The sequence below is a fragment of the Amycolatopsis sp. NPDC050768 genome (assembly GCF_040654155.1).
Classification (GTDB): Bacteria; Actinomycetota; Actinomycetes; order Mycobacteriales; family Pseudonocardiaceae; genus Amycolatopsis.
The window spans coordinates 47,120-62,956 of the sequence record NZ_JBFAHL010000003.1 but is presented as its reverse complement, the minus strand read 5'-3'; the positions used below and the strand labels follow the sequence as shown (position 1 = coordinate 62,956).

The following is a 15,837-nucleotide window of genomic DNA, read 5'->3' as shown; positions in this document are numbered from 1 at the left end:
TCGAGGTGCCCTTCACCGCGTTTCACGGCTGCAGATCGATGGCCGCCCGGAACGAACCGTCCATGTGGAACGGCGTCGAGCTGTGCTCGTGCACGATCCGCCACGCGCCGTCGACGCGACGGAAGGCCAGCGTCGAGCGGAACCACAGCGTGAACGGTTCGCTCATCCCCGCCGGCACGGCCGACATCTTCGCCAGCGCCGTGGTGAAGGCCAGGTCACCGGACTCGGTCACTTCGACCTCGGTGTACTCGTAGGTCACCGGGCTGTCGAACGTGCCGAACCACTTCGTCAGGAATTCCGCGGACGCGCCGGTGGTGCGCAGCGGCGGCGCCAGGTCGAACTTCACGGCACCCTCGGCGTAGCCCGCCACCAGGCGCGCGGGGTCCTTGGCGTACATGGCGGCGGTGCGCTCGGCCAGCAGGTCGCGGATCTCGTTCTCGGACATTCTGTGCTCTCCTTGGGTTCTTCGGGTTTCACCGGGGACGTCGAAGCCGTCCGCGTGGCTTCGACATCTCGGGTGACGACGATTTCGAGGAGGCACCCGATGAAGTACCTGGTCCTGATCTACGGCAACCCGGCTTCGCGCGCCGCGTGGGCGGGGATGAGTGACGAGCAGAAGGCCGCGGGCCTGCGCGCGTACGTCGAGTTCAACGACGACCTCGACGGTTCCGGCGAGCGCATCGTGTCCGAACGGCTGGCCGCGCCCGAGCTCACGAAGCAGGTCATCGTGCGCGACGACGAGGTGAGCACCACCGACGGCCCGTTCGCGGAGATCAAGGAGCAGCTCGCCGGCTTCTACCTGCTGGAATGCGACTCCGAGGAGCGCGCGCTGGAGATCGCGGCGCGGATCCCGGAGGCGCCGTACGCGACGATCGAGGTCCGGCCCGTGATGGGCCTGACCGGCGACGTGGACTTCGACCTGGCGGACCTGTGATCGAGGGCCTCCTGCGCGAGCTGGCGCCGCAGGTCCTCACCGCGCTCGTGCGCCGCTACGGCGGGTTCGACACGTGCGAGGACGCCGTGCAGGAGGCCCTCCTCGCCGCCGCGGTGCAGTGGCAGCGCGACGGTGTGCCGGACAACCCGAAGGCGTGGCTCATCACCACGGCTTCGCGGCGGCGGATCGAGCTGTGGCGCAGCGAATCCGCCCGGCAGCGGCGTGAGGAGACGATGGCCGCGCTGGCGCCACCCGACCCGGATCCGGTGCCGGCCGTGGACGACACGCTCACGTTGCTGCTGCTCTGCTGCCACCCGGCGTTGACGCGGCCTTCGCAGGTCGCGCTGACGTTGCGCGCGGTCGGCGGCCTGACGACGGCCGAGATCGCGCGGGCGTTCCTCGTGCCGGAGCCGACGATCGGCCAGCGCATCAGCCGCGCGAAGCAGAAGGTGAAGGGCACGTCGTTCAGCCTGCCGCCGGCGGACGAGCGGCCCGCTCGCGTCGCCGCCGTGCTGCAGGTGCTGTACCTGGTCTTCACGGAGGGGCACACGGCCAGCGCGGGCTCGGCCGTCGACCGCGTGGAGCTCACGGCCGAGGCCATCCGGCTCACGCGGCAGCTGCACGCCGAGCTCCCTGACGATGGTGAGGTGACCGGCTTGCTCGCGTTGATGCTGCTCACCGGCGCGCGCCGAGCCGCTCGCCTGGGGCCCGACGGCACGATGGTCCCCCTCGCGGAGCAGGACCGTTCGCGGTGGGACGCCGACGCCATCGCCGAGGGCACGGCGCTGATCACCCACGCGCTCGCGACCGCGCCGGTCGGTCCGTACCAGCTGCAGGCCGCGATCGCCGCCGTCCACGACGAGGCGGTTTCGGCCGAGGACACCGACTGGCCCCAGATCCTGCTGCTCTACGACCTGCTGCGCCAGGTCGCGCCGGGACCGATGGTGACGCTCAACCGGCTCGTGGCGCTCGCGATGGTCGAAGGCCCGGCCGTCGCGCTGGCCGAGCTCGACGCCGCCGAACCGCCGGACCACTACCGCGTCGACGTCGTCCGCGCGCACCTGCTGGAACTCGCGGGTGATCTCGAAGCCGCCCGGGAGTTCTACGCCGCGGCGGCCCGGCGGACGTTGAGCTTGCCCGAGCGTAGGCACCTTGAAGCGAGAGCTTTATCCGATATGTCCGGAAAACCCTTACTCAAGTCGGACCCGGCCCCCGACTGAAGGGTGACGCCCGCGGACCAGGGCCCCCGGTAGTCTGCGGAGAGCAGGCACAAAACCGGCAAGCCGCAGGGGGTAGGCGCAGTGAACATCGACCACGTGCTGGAGGCGATCCCTCCGCTGTCGGTCTACCTCCTCGTGGGGCTCGTCGTGATGGTCGAGAGCCTCGGGATCCCGCTGCCCGGCGAGATCGTGCTCGTGAGCGCGGCGCTGCTCGCCTCCTCGCACAGTGGTCTCAACCCGCTGTGGATCGGTGTCCTGGCCACAGCGGGTGCCATCATCGGCGACAGCATCGGGTACCTGATCGGCCGCAAGGGCGGTAAACGCCTCTTCGACTGGGCCGGCCGGAAGTTCCCCAAACACTTCGGGCAGGAGCACATCGCGAACGCGGAACGGATGTTCCACAAACGCGGTATGTGGGCCGTGTTCTTCGGCCGCTTCGTCGCCGTGCTGCGCATCCTCGCCGGCCCGCTCGCCGGTTCGCTGAACATGCACTACCCGCGCTTCCTCATCGCCAACGCGCTCGGCGGCATCGTCTGGGCCGGCGGCACCACCGCGTTGATCTACTACCTCGGCGTGGTCGCGGACAAGTGGCTCAAGGGCTTCCAGTGGGCCGGCCTCGGCGCGGCGCTGGTGATCGGCGTGGCCGTGACGCTGGTGCTGAAGAAGCGCATGTCGCGCAACCACGAGGTGCCGGCGGAGCAGAAGGACGACGCGGTCGCCTAGTTCGCCGGCAGGGAGATCAGCGTCGACGCGAGCCGCTTCGCCGTGTGGAACGGCCGCGAGGCCTGGGTGACGACCGACGTGACCGCGGCGCCTTCCAGCAACAGCATCAGCTCGTCGGCCAGGGTTTCGGCGGGCTCGGGCCTGATGCGGCGGAGCTGCGTCAGCAGGTAGCCGTGCAGCGCGGTCTTGTGGTGGCGGACGACTTCGCGCACCGGGTCGGCCGGATCGGGGAACTCCGAGGTGGCGTTGAGGAAGCCGCAGCCGCGGAACCCGTCGCGGGAGAGCCAGGCTTCGTAGGCGTCGAACACCGCCAGGACCCGGTCGGCCGGATCTGTGTGCCCGGCCGTGATCCGGTCGATCTCCTCCTGCCACTGCCGGTCCCGCTCGCGCAGGTAAGCGACGACGAGCCGGCTCTTCGAACCGAAGTTGCCGTAGAGCGCGGCCTTCGTCACGCCCGCCTCGGCCGCCACGGTGTCGACGCCCACGGCGTGGATGCCGTCGCGGTAGAACAACGTCGACGCCGCCTTGAGCACCTTGGCTCCAGCGTCGCCGGGCCGGGTCCGGCTCACAACTCCTCCAGACTGTTCGGTCTTGTTTTGACCAGCCCAAATACTAGCATCGGTTGACAACAGACAGACCTGTCTGTTTGGTTGCGAGCGTGGTCGGGATCAGTGAGGAGACAACCGCGCGGTGGTGGTCCACCGCCGCGGTCGGCGCCGGCGTGATCGCGCTCTGCTACGGGTTCGCGCGCTACGCCTACGGGCTGTTCGTGCCCCGGTTCGGCGAGACGTTCGGGCTCACGACCGTCGGCGTCGGCGTGCTCGGCGGACTGTCCACCGCGGGCTACGGCGTCGGGCTGCTGCTGTCCCTGCCCACGGCCACGCGATCCGCGCGCGCCACCGTGCTGCTGGCCGGCGCGTTGGCGGCGGTGGGGCTCGGGCTCATGGCCGCCGCGCCGAACGTGGCCGTGTTCGGTGGCGGGATCGTCCTCGCGGGCGGGAGCGCGGGGCTGGTCTCGCCCGGCATCGCGCAGCTGATCGGGGAAACCGTCGGGACGCGCCACCGGGTTCGGGCGCAGACCTGGGCCAACACCGGGACCGGGCTCGGTCTGGCCGCGTCGGCGTTCACGCCGCTGCTGGCGTTCGGCTGGTCCTCGATCTGGGCGGGCTTCGCCGTGCTCGCCGCGGCGATGACGGTGCTCGCCTGGCGGACGTTGCCGCGCCCGCCCGCGTCCGCCGAGCTCCCGGCGAAGTCCACGCCGGTTCACGGCCTGGTCCCGCTCGTGGTCAACTCCGTCCTCATCGGAGCGACGAGCGCGCCGTACTGGACGTTCTCCAGTTCCCGGCTCACCGCGACGGGCCTGAGCCCGACCGCGGCGACCTGGTGCTGGTTCACGATCGGCGTGGCCGGGCTGCTCGGCGGGCTGGCCGGGCGGGCCGCCGAGCGCGTCGGGCTGCGGACTGCCAACCTCGTCACGTGGACGCTGGCGGCGGCCGGCCTCGCGCTGCTCGCTCTGCCGCGACCGGGCCTGCCTGGCGCGCTGGTTTCCAGCGCACTGTTCGGCAGCACGTACATGGCCCTGACCGGGCTGTGCATCCTGTGGGCCGCCCGCCTGTTCCCCACCCGTCCGGCTCGCGGGGTCACCTGGTCGTTCGTCGGCCTCGGCGTCGGGCAGACCGCGGCGTCACCCTTGGCCGGCGCGGCGGCGTCCGGAATCGGCCTGCCCGCGGTGTTCGGGCTGGCCGGGCTGGTGGCGCTCGCCGCGTGGAGCGAGCTCGACGCCCGCCTCGCCCCGCCTGCCTCAGGCCCCGGCGGGTAGCAGATCTTCGTCGGGCAGCTCCACGGGCTTGCGGCGAAAACTCCCCAGCAGCACCCCACCGATGACCACGGCCGCGGAGACGATCTCGAGCACGGTCGGCACCTCGTCGAGCACGAAGTACGACGCCGTGAGCCCGACCACCGGCACGAGCAGCGAGAACGGCGCGACGACGCCGGCGGGGTGGTGCTTCATGAGTGTCGTCCAGATGCCGGAGCCCACGACGGTGCCGAACACGATCACGTAGGCCATGCCCGCGACGCCGATCAGGCCGGTGGTGGTGCCGAGCGTCGTGAGCGAGTGCCAGCCGGTCGTCGGGCCTTCGAAGACGAACGACAGCGCCAGCATCGGCAGCGGCGGCACCACGGACATCCACAGCATGAGGTGCACTGGGTTGTCGGGCGTCGCGCGGCGCACCGCGAGGTTGCCGAACGCCCAGCTCAGCGCGGCCAGCAGCGTCAGGATCACCGGCAGCAGCGCGGCGTGCGAGGACTGCTGCCACGCGATCGCCGTCATGCCGGCGACGGCCAGCAGGATGCCGGTGAGCTGGCGGCCGGACACGCGTTCGCGCAGGAGCACGGCGCCGAGCAGCACGGTGAACGGCGCGGACGCCTGCAGCACCAGCGAGGCCAGGCCCGTCGGCATGCCGAGGTCCATGGCGACGAACAGGAACGCGAACTGGCCGGTGCCGAACCCGAGGCCGTAGCCGAGCAGGTAGCGCAGCTTCACCTTGGGCCACGGCACGAACAGGATCGTCGGGATCGCGATCAGCGCGAACCGCAGCGCGCCGGCGAACATCGGCGGGAACTGACCCAGCGCGGCGTGGATGGCGAGGAAGTTGCAGCCCCACAGCACGGCGACGAGCACAGCGAGGAGACGGTCACGTGCGGGCATGTCCTCCACTGTGCAGGCACGGATCGTGAAGGACCAGCGAGAAAAACTGCACTGACCATGTAGCCCTCCTTCACACTGTGTTGTTGTTTACCGACCCGACCACAGTCACGGCGGGAATGGTTGCCAGAGACGTGACGTCCGGTTGGGTACCCGCCTGCTTCTGGTCGGATCGGTAAAGGTGGACATGGTGGACCTCGGAAGACTTCGGACATTGCGGGAGTTCGCGGACCGCGGCAGCGTGACGGCTGCGGCGAGGGCGCTGCACTGCACCCCTTCGGCGGTGTCGCAGCAGCTGCGTGCGCTTCAGACGGAGGTCGGCCTGCCGCTGACCGAGCCGGACGGCCGAGGTCTGCGGCTCACCGACGCCGGCCGGGCGCTCGTCGCGCGCGCCGACGAGGTGCTCGCCGCGCTGGATCGGGCGGAATCCGAGCTCGACACGTACCGAAGTGCGCCGCGCGGGCGGGTGCGGATCGCGATTTTCCAGTCGGCGGGCCTGATGCTGTTGCCGGGGCTGCTCACGCGCGTCGCGGCGTTCGACGGTCTGGAGGTGGACGTCCGCGATGTCGACATGACGCCTTCGGACGTGCCGGGACTGGTCGCGGACTACGACGTGGTCGTGACGCACCGGGACGAGCACGCCGGCGAGTTCACCTCCGACCGGCTCGAGGTGGTGCCGCTGCTGCGGGAGCCGCTGGACGTCGCGTTGCCGGCGGGGCACGTATTGGCGCGGCGGCGCCGGGTGGATCTCGCGGACCTCGCCGACGAACGCTGGATCTCCGTGGACCACGGATTTCCGGTGGACGACGTGCTGCGGTCGCTGACCGTGCGGACGGGGGTGCGGCCGCAGATCGTCCAGCGCATCAACGATTTCCGCATCACCGAGCGGCTCGTCGCGGCGGGGCACGGCATCGCGCTGCTGCCGCGCTACACGATGGACACGCGGCGGGGCAGTGGTCTGGTCGGGCGTCCGCTGGCGGGGATCCGCGCTGCGCGGCTGGTCGAGGTGGTGTGCCGGCGGGGTGCGTTGTCGCGGCCGGCGGTGGCGACGGTGATCGCCCAGCTGCGCGAGGAAGTGGCGGCGTTGACGGGCTAGCTACGGGCGCCGCGGCGGACGCCGAACGTGATCGCCACGCCCAGCAGCGTCGCGACGCCGAAGGAGAGCAGCATGCTGACCACCGGCTCGTCGATGAGCTCGCCGCCGGCGTAACCGAGGAAGGCGACGTACGACGTCCACAGCGTGATGCCGATCGCCGACGCGCTGAAGAACTCGCCCATCGGCCAGCGCAGCGAGCCGGCCAGCAGCGCGCCGACCGTGCCGCCCGAGGGCAGCCAGCGGGCGACGACCAGGATCGGGCGCGGATGGCGTTGGAGGCGGCCGTCGAGCCAGGCCAGGCCGGCGGCCATCTTGCGGCGCCGGCTGAGGCGTTCGAGCACGCGCGCGCCGCCGAAGCGGCCCAGCGCGTAGAGGGCCTGGTCGCCCATCAGGCACCCGGCGGTGGCGACGGCGATCACCACGGCCAGCGACGTCCCGCCTTGCGCGGCCGCGATGCCCATGCCGAGGATCGTCACCTCGGTGGGCAGCAGGGGCACCAGCGAGACGACGAACAGCACCACGAGCCCTGCTGTCGTTGCGTCCACACTCCCATTAACCGCCGTGCGCGGGCGGATGAGTCCCGTTCACCGAGTACTCACAGAAAGGCACAGGCGGTACACAGCTTGGGTTAACCATGACAGCGGGTGTCATGGTTGACCGCGAGGGTGGTCCGTATGAACCTTTTGGGAAAGATCGCCCTCGTCGCGGGTGGCACGCGCGGTGCCAGCCGCGCGATCGCCGTGGAGCTGGGGCGGGCGGGGGCCTTCGTTTACGTGACCGGCCGTACTTCGGGCTCTGCGCGGTCCGAAGTGGACCGTCCGGAGACGATCGAGGAGACGGTTTCTCTGATCGAGGAGGCGGGTGGCCGCGGCGAGGCCATCCGGGTCGACCACCTGGTGCCCTCCGAGGTCGCGGCTCTGGCGTCTCGGCTGGACCACCTGGACATCCTCGTCAACGGCCTCTGGGGCGGCGACCGCCACCTGGAATGGGGCAAACCCGTCTGGGAACACTCGCTGGACGCGGGCCTGCGCATGATCCGCCTGGCGATCGACGCGCACCTCATCACCAGCCACTACCTGCTGCCGCTGATGATCGACCGCCCGGGTGGCCTGGTGGTGGAGCTGACGGACGGAACCGCGTCGTACAACGCGCGGTATCGGGCGGGGACCTCGCTGCCGTTCTACCTGGCGAAGTCCTCGGCCCACCCGCTGGCGATCGGCGAGGCGGCCGAGCTGGCGCCGTTCGGCTGCACGGCCGTCGCGTTCACCCCGGGCTACCTGCGTTCCGAGGCCATGCTGGAGATCTACGGCGTCACGGAAGCCACGTGGCGAGACGCTGTGGCGGAGGTGCCGCACTTCGCCATCTCGGAATCCCCGGCCTACGGCGGCCGGGCGATCGTCGCGCTGGCCGCGGACCCGGACCGCGCTCGCTGGTCGGGCCAAACGGTCAGCAGTGGCCAACTCGCCCAGGCCTACTCGATCGACGACGTGGACGGCAGCCGCCCGGACGCGTGGCGCTACCTGGTGGAGGTGGCGGACGCCGGCAAGCCGGCGGACGTGAGCGGCTACCGCTGAGCGTTGGCGGTTGTCCACAGGCGAGTCGAGTTGTGGACAGCTGGGCCTTCAACGGCGCGACCACCAGGTTTTGTCGGGGGTGGCCGATAAAATGGACATGGGCGCGCCCCCTGGGAGGGCGGGGGCCTGTCTCCGGGCCGGTGGGGGGCAAACCGGCCGATAAGGCGGTTATCGCGGAGCGTTGCGGGCGGCGAGTTCGGTGCCGATGTCGGCCAGGGCGGCGCGGAGGTCCGGCGGGTCGAGGACTTCGATGCCGGGGCTGAGGGCCACCAGTTGACCGAGGGCGATCTCGCCGCCCTCAAGCGCGAGTTCCGCCGGCGCCCAGCCGTCGGAGTCTGGTTCGGCCAGGGAGAGGACGGTGTCCGCGAGGTGTTCGCCGCCGAAGACGCGGCGGAGTTCGCGGACGGCGAGGCGGTTCAGGCGGGCTCGCACCCGCACTGGGCGGGAGACTTGCTCGAAGGTCGCGGAAGAAGTGCGCCACCATGTCGAGAGGTCGAAATCGGCGGGGCGGTCGAACTCTTCGGCGAGATCGTCGGCGTCAAGGATCCGGGAGACGCGATACGTGCGGTAGGCGTTCTCGACCCGCGCCACCAGGTACCAGACCCCCGCCTTCAACACGAGCCCCAACGGCTCCAGCACCCGGTAGGCGACTTTGTCCTTGCGCTGATAGGAAATCGCGAGCCGCCGCTGAGTCCAGACCGCGCGCGAAACCGTGCTCAACGCCGACGGCTGGTCAGCGCCACCGAACCACCCCGGCGCATCGAGGTGAAACCGCCCGGCCACCAGCGCCGCGTGCTCTCGCAGCTCGGCCGGCATCCCCGCTGAAACCTTCGCCCGCGCGGCACTCCCGGCGGTGTCCAACCCCAGCCCCGCCAACGCTTCCGGCGCGCCCAACGCGAACAGCGCCACGGCTTCCCGCGCGGTCAGCCCGTCGAGCCCCGCCCGCCAACCGTCGACGAGACGGAAGCCGCCGTGCCGGCCCTGCTCCGTCCACAGTGGAACGCCGGCGTCCCGCAAGGCCGCCAGATCGCGGTGCATCGTGCGTTCCGAAACGCCCAGCTCCGCGGCGAGCTCAGAGGCGGTCGCGCTGCGGCGGCGCTGCAGCGTGAACAGCAGCGCGACCAGCCTCTCCGCTTTCACCGCAACGACATCAGCGGTTCGCGCGGTTGACCGCGCTCACCACCGCGCGCAGCGACGACGTCACGATCGACGGGTCGATGCCCACGCCCCAGAACACGCGGTCGGAGATCGCGCATTCGATGTACGACGCGGCGCGCGAGTCGTCGCCCGGGGTCAGGGTGTGCTCGCTGTAGTCCAGGAGCCGCAGGTCGAAGCCGACAGTCGACAGCGCGTCGAAGAACGCCGCGATGGGACCGTTGCCGCGGCCGGTGATGTCGTGCTCGTCGCCCTCGACGGTCACCGTGGCCTCGATGTCGTACTCGCCGCCGCCGTTGTCGGTCACGCGCTGGCGCACCAGCTCCAGCGGGGTGCGCGACTCCAGGTACTCCTTGGAGAACGCGTTCCACATCGTGGCCGGGTCGACCTCGCCGCCCTCGGTGTCGGTGTAGGCCTGGACCACCTTGGAGAACTCGATCTGCAGGCGCCGCGGCAGGTCGAGCTGGTGCTCGGCCTTCATGATGTAGGCGACGCCGCCCTTGCCCGACTGCGAGTTCACGCGGATCACGGCCTCGTACGTGCGGCCGACGTCCTTCGGGTCGATCGGCAGGTACGGGACCTCCCACGGGTACTCGTCCACGGGTACGCCGGCCTTGTCGGCGGCGTCCTTCATCGCGTCGAGACCCTTGTTGATCGCGTCCTGGTGGCTGCCGGAGAACGCGGTGAACACCAGGTCACCGCCCCACGGCGTGCGCTCGGCCACGGGCAGCTGGTTGCAGTACTCGACGGTGCGCTTGATCTCGTCGATGTCCGAGAAGTCGATCTGCGGGTCGATGCCCTGGCTGAACAGGTTCATGCCCAGCGCGACGAGGTCGACGTTGCCGGTGCGTTCGCCGTTGCCGAACAGGCAGCCCTCGATGCGGTCGGCGCCCGCCTGGTAGCCCAGCTCGGCGGCGGCGATGCCGGTGCCGCGGTCGTTGTGCGGGTGCAGCGACAGGATCACCGAGTCGCGGCGCTCCAGGTTGCGGCTCATCCACTCGATCGAGTCGGCGTAGACGTTCGGCGTCGCCATCTCGACGGTCGCCGGCAGGTTCAGGATCACCGGCTTCTCCGGCGTCGGTTGCCAGATCTCGGTGACGGCGTTGCAGACCTCGAGCGCGTACGACAGCTCCGTGCCGGTGTAGGACTCCGGCGAGTACTGGAAGCGGAAGTCGGTATCCGGCTGCTTCGCGGCCAGCTCGACGACCATCTCCGCGGCCTGCGTCGCGATCTTCTTGATGCCCTCGCGCTCCTCACGGAACACCACGCGGCGCTGCAGGATCGACGTCGAGTTGTAGATGTGCACGATCGCGCGCGGCGCGCCCTCAAGCGACTTGAACGTGCGCTCGATCAGCTCCGGACGGCACTGGGTCAGCACCTGGATGCTCACGTCGTCCGGGATCGCGCCCTCGTCGATGATCTCGCGGACGAAGTCGAAGTCCGTCTGCGACGCGGCGGGGAACCCGACCTCGATCTCCTTGTAACCCATGCGTACGAGCAGGTCGAAGAACTTGCGCTTGCGCGCCGGCGACATCGGGTCGATCAGGGCCTGGTTGCCGTCACGCAGGTCCACCGCGCACCACAGCGGCGCGCGCTCGATGCGCTTCTCGGGCCAGGTGCGGTCGGGCAGCTCGATGTTCTCGATCAGCTCGTACCAGGGCTTGTAGCGGTGGACGGGCATCGACGTGCCGCGTTGCGGGTTCCAGCGGGGCTGGTCCGCGGGCGCCGGGCGCGACGGCGTGCGAACGCGGGAAGTGCTCGTGCGGGGGTCGTTCGTGGCCATGGGTGAAGACGTCTCCTGACGAGGTGGGTGCTTACGACCGGCACCACAAAGCCCCGCGACGAGGAGCCGGTCTGGTCAGGCCCCGTCGCGGCAGCGAAGCAGGAGAGCACGCGCCACGAAGTCACCTTAACCACGGAACGCGGCCGTTGTGAAGTCACCTCCGCGATCGAACTGTTACTTCCGGTGCCCGCCGGGTGTTACCAGCGGGTAGCGGGCGGGGGTGTGACGTGTCAGACTGCCGAGCATGGGCGAGCACGCCGAACAGGCACCCGACACGGAGACCGAGTCGCGGCCGAAGCGCGCCGAGATCGACTGGCGACGCACCCGTGAGCAGGCGTTTTCCTTCCTTGCCACGCTCGTGCGGTGGGTCGGGCTGATCTTCGCCGCGATCCTCGTGCTGCACGTGATCTTCACCGTCGGCGAGGCCAATCCGGGCAACGGAATCGTCTCGTTCGTCCGAAGCTGGGCCGACGGCCTCTCGATCGGCTTCAAGGACCTCTTCACCCCGAGTGATGCGAAACTCAGGGTGCTGGTCAACTACGGCATCGCGGCGATCTTCTGGCTCGTGGTGTCCGGGATCGTCGCGAAGATCCTCCGCCGCATCGGCGGCGGGATCTCTTCCTGACCGCGGTCACGGGCCGTTCCCGCCGTGGCGCGAACGGCCCGTTCGCACGGGTTCAGGACTGCCCGGTTCAGGACTGCCAGGTGATCGGCTTGCTGCCGTAGTCCGTGCCCGGAGCCTGGTCGCTGTAGTCACCCTCGTCGTACGACGCGCCGGTCACCGTCGTGCCGGCCTGCGCCACCGCGAGCACGCAGCTTTCGTACGTGGCGCCCTTCGTGGTGAAGTCCTTGCCCGCGTCGCCGCTGTCGCACTTGTCGAACGTGCCGATCACGGACACGCCCTGCGCTTCGGAACCGTCGGGGAGCAGGGCGTTCATCAGCCCGAGCGAGCTGTAGGAGAAGTCCGTGCCACTCTCGTTCGAGACGGTGACGCGCACGTAGTACGGCGTCATGCCCTTCGCCTTGTCGCCCAGGTCGAGCGGCGCGAGGTCGGCCTCGGTGCCCTTGTCGATCGACTTCACCGTGACACCGATCGAGCCCGTCTTGTCCTCCGACTTGAACGGCACGATCGCCTTGTCGCCCAGCTTCAGCTTGGTGCCCTGCTGGGTGAAACCGCCGGCCGACGACGTGTTCCCCGTGCCGCCCGACGACGCGGAGCTGCTCGTCTCGGGAGCGCTCGCGCTGCTGCTGCTCTGGCTCGGCGCGGGGGCGCCGGACGCGGCCGAAGGCGCGCCGCCCGTCTCACTCGCACAGCCGGCCAGCGTCAGTACCGCCGCGGAGACCCCCAGGACCGCCAGCACACGACTACGCATGTCGTTCTCTCCTCATGTCCACCCAGTGTGTGCGGGCTTCGATGCGGTGCCCCGATCAGCGGTTCCCTGATCGAGCGACATTACTTAGCGGTGCGAAGTGAATGCGATCAGTCGTGCCGCGCGTCAATCACCCAGCGCGGGCGTGCCCCATTCACCACTGAACGCGAACTCACTCAGCGGAATGCGCTGCCGCGGCTTCAGCTCCCGCTCGATGCGCCGCTCGTCCTCCAGCACGGCGGCCTCGGCGGCGTGGCCCACCGCGATGGCCACCCGCGGCACGGCGGCGTCCGGCAACCCGAACGACGAGCGGACCGCGTCGGCGGAGAAGCCCGCCATCTGGTGCGCGATCAGGCCGAGCTCCACGGCCTGCAGCACCAGGTTCTCGCTCGCCAGGCCGAGGCCGTACTCGGCGTAGGGGACCTCGCCCTTCTCATTGGTGGTCACCATCACGCCGACGAGCAGCACACCCGCGCGGAACGCCCACGCCTGGTTGCCGGTGTTCAACGCGGCCAGGATCCGGGCGAACGTGGGGTCGCCGCGCCGGCCAACGAGGTAGCGCGCGGGCTGGGTGTTGCCGAAGGACGGCGCCCAGCGTGCGGCCTCCAGCAAAGTGGTCAGTTCCTGCGGGGGCACCTCGGCGGTCGCGTCGAAGGCGCGGGGGCTCCAGCGCTCGGCGACGGCCTGGCTCACGGGGACGCTCGTCTCGGCGGGTTTGCGCACGTCCCGCACCGTAGTACGGCGGGAGTGCTCTCCATCACTCCGGAGGAAGGGCTTCGAACATTTCGGTGGTGTTAAGGAAGATTTACTTCCGACACACCCTCGATCGGTGTGCGCCGCCACTCGATTGAGTGGCGAGCGCCCTCGGCCCCGGTAGGCTTTCGCCCAAGTGAAGGGACGCGGGGGCTCCTCGGTGCCCACCAGGAGCAGACCCGGCCCGTCAAGGAGGTTCGGGCTGTGGCCCTCGTGGTCCAGAAGTACGGTGGCTCGTCGCTGGAAAGTGCCGACCGGATCAAGCGCGTCGCCGAACGCATCGTCGCCACCAAGAAGGCGGGCAACGACGTCGTGGTGGTGTGCTCGGCGATGGGTGACACCACCGACGAGCTGCTCGACCTGGCGCAGCAGGTGAACCCCGCGCCGCCGGAGCGGGAGATGGACATGCTGCTCACGGCCGGTGAGCGCATTTCGAACGCGCTGGTCGCGATGGCGATTTCCGCGCACGGCGCCGAGGCGTGGTCGTTCACCGGTTCGCAGGCGGGTGTCGTCACGACGTCGGTGCACGGCAACGCGCGCATCATCGACGTGACGCCGAGCCGCGTCACGGAGGCGCTCGAGCAGGGCTACATCGCGCTCGTGGCCGGGTTCCAGGGCGTTTCCCAGGACACCAAGGACATCACGACGCTCGGCCGCGGCGGTTCGGACACGACCGCCGTCGCGCTCGCCGCTGCGCTGGGCGCCGACGTGTGCGAGATCTATTCCGATGTGGACGGTGTGTACTCCGCCGACCCGCGGATCGTGCCGGACGCGCGGAAACTCGACACGATCCCGTACGAGGAGATGCTGGAGCTCGCCGCGAGCGGTTCGAAGATCCTGCACCTGCGTTCGGTCGAGTACGCGCGCCGCTACGGCGTGCCGATCCGAGTCCGCTCTTCCTACAGCGACAAGCCGGGCACCACCGTGACCGGGTCAATCGAGGAGATCCCCGTGGAACAAGCGCTGATCACCGGTGTGGCACACGACCGTTCGGAGGCCAAGATCACGGTCACCGGCGTGCCGGACCACGCCGGGGCGGCCGCCCGGATCTTCCGCGTGATCGCCGACGCGGAGATCGACATCGACATGGTGCTGCAGAACGTGTCCAGCACGATCTCGGGTCGCACCGACATCACGTTCACGCTGTCGAAGGCCAACGGCGCCAAGGCCGTGCAGGAGCTCGAGAAGGTCAAGGGCGAGATCGGCTTCGAGACCGTGCTGTACGACGACCACGTCGGCAAGGTCTCGCTCGTCGGCGCGGGGATGCGCTCGCACCCCGGTGTCACGGCGACGTTCTGCGAGGCGCTCGCGCAGTCGGGCGTCAACATCGAAATCATCAACACCTCGGAGATCCGCATCTCGGTGCTGATCCGCGACGCGCAGCTCGACGACGCCGTGCGCGCGATCCACGAGGCGTTCGAGCTCGGCGGCGACGAAGAAGCCGTCGTGTATGCGGGGAGTGGTCGCTAATGAGCAACGGTCTGCGCGTCGGGGTGGTCGGGGCGACCGGCCAGGTCGGCGGTGTGATGCGGAAGCTGCTGGCGGAGCGCGGTTTCCCGGTGGACGAGATGCGGTACTTCGCGTCGTCCCGGTCAGCGGGAACGAAGCTTCCGTGGCAGGGCGAGGAGATCACGGTCGAGGACACCGCCATCGCGGATCCGTCCGGTTTGGACATCGCATTGTTCTCCGCGGGCGGCTCGACTTCGCGTGAGCAGTCGCCGCGCTTCTCCGCCGCTGGCGTGACGGTGATCGACAACTCGTCGGCCTTCCGCCGCGACCCGGACGTGCCGCTGGTCGTCAGCGAGGTCAACCCGGAAGCCATCAAGGAGGCGCGCAAGGGGATCATCGCGAACCCCAACTGCACCACCATGGCGGCCATGCCGGTGCTCAAGCCGCTGCACGACGAGGCCGGCCTGCTGCGCTTGATCACGAGCACGTACCAGGCCGTGTCCGGCAGCGGCCTCGCCGGCGTCGACGAGCTGGCCGCCCAGGTCAACGCCGTCGCCTCCCGCGCCGCGGCCCTGACCCACGACGGTTCCGCCGTGGACTTCCCGGCCCCGGCCAAGTACGTGGCGCCCATCGCGTTCAACGTCCTGCCGATGGCCGGCTCCGTCGTCGACGACGGCTCGTTCGAGACGGACGAGGAGCAGAAGCTGCGCAACGAAAGCCGTAAGATCCTTGGCCTGCCGGAGCTGCTCGTGTCCGGCACGTGCGTCCGGGTCCCGGTGTTCTCCGGCCACGCGCTGTCGATCAACGTCGAGTTCGCGCAGCCCATCTCGGTGGAGCGGGCCACGGAATTGCTGTCGGTCGCGCCCGGCGTGCAGCTCTCGGACGTCCCCACGCCGCTGCAGGCCGCGGGCAAGGACCCGAGCTTCGTCGGCCGCATCCGCTCCGATCCCGGTGTGCCGGACGGCCGCGGCCTGGCCCTGTTCGTGGCGACGGACAACCTGCGCAAGGGTGCGGCGTTGAACGCGGTGCAGATCGCGGAGCTGGTGGCGAGCAACCGCTGATTTTCTCGAGTG

17 protein-coding genes are annotated in these 15,837 nt (G+C 69.9%); 9 read left to right on the top strand and 8 right to left on the bottom strand.

Translation table 11 applies throughout. The annotated features are described in order from the left end of the window. Positions 1-22: 22 nt before the first annotated feature. Entirely contained in the window at positions 23-445 is a 423-nt protein-coding gene (locus AB0H62_RS10485; RefSeq protein WP_220244921.1) for a nuclear transport factor 2 family protein, read from the bottom strand. 99 nt (positions 446-544) lie between these two features. Here AB0H62_RS10485 and AB0H62_RS10480 point away from each other — a divergent pair, with 99 nt between their 5' ends. From AB0H62_RS10480 to AB0H62_RS10470, 3 genes are all read left to right on the top strand, one after another. Further along, positions 545-934, top strand: a complete 390-nt coding sequence (locus AB0H62_RS10480; protein ID WP_354882027.1) for a YciI family protein — start codon at positions 545-547, stop codon at positions 932-934. Next, the gene (locus AB0H62_RS10475) at positions 931-2,154 is read left to right on the top strand and encodes a DUF6596 domain-containing protein (protein WP_360585486.1); all 1,224 of its coding nucleotides are present in this window, start codon (positions 931-933) and stop codon (positions 2,152-2,154) included. Before AB0H62_RS10480 ends, AB0H62_RS10475 begins: the two co-directional genes overlap by 4 nt. Positions 2,155-2,235: 81 nt before the next feature. After that, on the top strand, positions 2,236-2,877 hold the full coding sequence (locus tag AB0H62_RS10470; RefSeq protein WP_220244919.1) for a DedA family protein: 642 nt from the start codon (positions 2,236-2,238) through the stop codon (positions 2,875-2,877). Here AB0H62_RS10470 and AB0H62_RS10465 read toward each other — a convergent pair. Next, positions 2,874-3,446, bottom strand: a complete 573-nt coding sequence (locus tag AB0H62_RS10465) for a TetR/AcrR family transcriptional regulator (protein WP_360585483.1) — start codon at positions 3,444-3,446, stop codon at positions 2,874-2,876. The genes AB0H62_RS10470 and AB0H62_RS10465 overlap by 4 nt on opposite strands. A gap of 89 nt (positions 3,447-3,535) precedes the next feature. On the opposite strand from AB0H62_RS10465, the gene AB0H62_RS10460 reads away from it, so the two are divergent. Next, positions 3,536-4,696, top strand: a complete 1,161-nt coding sequence (locus tag AB0H62_RS10460; protein ID WP_360585482.1) for an MFS transporter — start codon at positions 3,536-3,538, stop codon at positions 4,694-4,696. Here AB0H62_RS10460 and AB0H62_RS10455 read toward each other — a convergent pair. Further along, a complete protein-coding gene (locus AB0H62_RS10455) occupies positions 4,679-5,587 on the bottom strand; it encodes an EamA family transporter (protein ID WP_360585480.1) in 909 nt (302 codons plus the stop codon). The genes AB0H62_RS10460 and AB0H62_RS10455 overlap by 18 nt on opposite strands. 187 nt (positions 5,588-5,774) lie before the next feature. Here AB0H62_RS10455 and AB0H62_RS10450 point away from each other — a divergent pair, with 187 nt between their 5' ends. After that, positions 5,775-6,680: a LysR family transcriptional regulator gene (locus tag AB0H62_RS10450; RefSeq protein WP_220244916.1), complete on the top strand. Its 906-nt coding sequence runs from the start codon at positions 5,775-5,777 to the stop codon at positions 6,678-6,680. Here AB0H62_RS10450 and AB0H62_RS10445 read toward each other — a convergent pair. Continuing rightward, on the bottom strand, positions 6,677-7,225 hold the full coding sequence (locus tag AB0H62_RS10445; protein ID WP_360585478.1) for a DedA family protein: 549 nt from the start codon (positions 7,223-7,225) through the stop codon (positions 6,677-6,679). The two genes, AB0H62_RS10450 and AB0H62_RS10445, sit on opposite strands and share 4 nt — an antisense overlap. Positions 7,226-7,354: 129 nt before the next feature. On the opposite strand from AB0H62_RS10445, the gene AB0H62_RS10440 reads away from it, so the two are divergent. Continuing rightward, positions 7,355-8,254 (top strand): SDR family oxidoreductase, encoded by a 900-nt coding sequence (locus AB0H62_RS10440; RefSeq protein WP_220244914.1) that lies wholly within the window; start codon positions 7,355-7,357, stop codon positions 8,252-8,254. A 168-nt stretch (positions 8,255-8,422) separates the two neighbouring features. On the opposite strand, the gene AB0H62_RS10435 is transcribed toward AB0H62_RS10440, so the two are convergent. After that, positions 8,423-9,394, bottom strand: coding sequence for a YafY family protein (locus AB0H62_RS10435; protein WP_360585476.1), 972 nt, complete (start codon positions 9,392-9,394; stop codon positions 8,423-8,425). A gap of 10 nt (positions 9,395-9,404) precedes the next feature. Continuing rightward, positions 9,405-11,192, bottom strand: coding sequence for a 2-isopropylmalate synthase (gene leuA / locus AB0H62_RS10430; protein ID WP_220244912.1), 1,788 nt, complete (start codon positions 11,190-11,192; stop codon positions 9,405-9,407). Positions 11,193-11,436: 244 nt separating this feature from the next. Here leuA and AB0H62_RS10425 point away from each other — a divergent pair, with 244 nt between their 5' ends. Next, positions 11,437-11,817 carry a hypothetical protein gene (locus AB0H62_RS10425; RefSeq protein WP_220244911.1) on the top strand — a complete coding sequence of 127 codons (381 nt, stop codon included), beginning with the start codon at positions 11,437-11,439 and terminating at the stop codon, positions 11,815-11,817. 67 nt (positions 11,818-11,884) lie between these two features. On the opposite strand, the gene AB0H62_RS10420 is transcribed toward AB0H62_RS10425, so the two are convergent. Both AB0H62_RS10420 and AB0H62_RS10415 read right to left on the bottom strand, forming a co-directional pair. Further along, on the bottom strand, positions 11,885-12,565 hold the full coding sequence (locus AB0H62_RS10420) for a hypothetical protein (protein WP_360585474.1): 681 nt from the start codon (positions 12,563-12,565) through the stop codon (positions 11,885-11,887). 123 nt (positions 12,566-12,688) lie between these two features. Beyond that, positions 12,689-13,285, bottom strand: coding sequence for a nitroreductase family protein (locus AB0H62_RS10415; protein WP_360585472.1), 597 nt, complete (start codon positions 13,283-13,285; stop codon positions 12,689-12,691). 234 nt (positions 13,286-13,519) lie between these two features. Between AB0H62_RS10415 and AB0H62_RS10410 the strand changes: the two genes are divergently transcribed. Next, positions 13,520-14,785 carry an aspartate kinase gene (locus tag AB0H62_RS10410; protein ID WP_220244908.1) on the top strand — a complete coding sequence of 422 codons (1,266 nt, stop codon included), beginning with the start codon at positions 13,520-13,522 and terminating at the stop codon, positions 14,783-14,785. After that, positions 14,785-15,825 (top strand): aspartate-semialdehyde dehydrogenase, encoded by a 1,041-nt coding sequence (locus AB0H62_RS10405; protein ID WP_220244907.1) that lies wholly within the window; start codon positions 14,785-14,787, stop codon positions 15,823-15,825. The genes AB0H62_RS10410 and AB0H62_RS10405 overlap by 1 nt, the downstream gene beginning before the upstream one ends. The last annotated feature ends 12 nt before the right edge of the window (positions 15,826-15,837 follow it).